Raw genomic sequence first — 573 nt, 5'->3', positions numbered from 1 at the left:
GACGGGATGAAAAAACTCGCCCTGGGCGCCTTGCGACGTATTCAGAAATTGCCGGCGATGGTCAAATCGTTCTTCCAGCAACAGGAATGCAGTGTAAGCGATCCATGAACCACAATCTTGTGGCCTGGCCCTGATTTCGCCATGCTTGCCCTTTCAATTTAAACGGGAGCAAGCATGGACGGCGATAACGAATTTTGGACATCCCACGTTGAGGCGTGCCGCCGCGACGGCGGTGCGACGAGCGTGTATGCGCGGCGGCACGGCCTGACGCTGGCGTCGCTGTACTACTGGCGTCGCAAATTGACGCCGGCCGCCGAGGCGAGCGAGGGTGGCCGCGTAGCGGCCAAGTTCGTTGCGCTGCGGGTGGTGGCCGCCGCGACGGCCGCGGCGGACGGCCCGTGCACACTGGTGCTCGGTTCCGGCCTGCGCCTGGAGATGGCGGCGTTGCCGTCTCCGGCGTGGCTGCTGGCCTTGGACCAGGCCCACGCCCACGCCCACGCGGGAGCGCGCTGATGCACCCGGGCTGCCGCATCGACCAGGTGTTTTTATGCCGCGACCCGGTCGACTTCCGCA

At 65.3% G+C, this 573-nt stretch carries 1 protein-coding gene; it reads left to right on the top strand.

Annotated features, from left to right (window positions below):
- Window positions 1–174 precede the first annotated feature (174 nt).
- Window positions 175–513, top strand: coding sequence for an IS66 family insertion sequence element accessory protein TnpA (tnpA, locus tag H7U20_RS05170; protein WP_199518543.1), 339 nt, complete (start codon window positions 175–177; stop codon window positions 511–513).
- The last annotated feature ends 60 nt before the right edge of the window (window positions 514–573 follow it).

This window comes from Rugamonas violacea (assembly GCF_016461825.1).
GTDB lineage: Bacteria > Pseudomonadota > Gammaproteobacteria > Burkholderiales > Burkholderiaceae_D > Rugamonas.
Note: the sequence above shows the minus strand (reverse complement) of the source record. Positions and strands in the feature narration are given on the sequence as shown.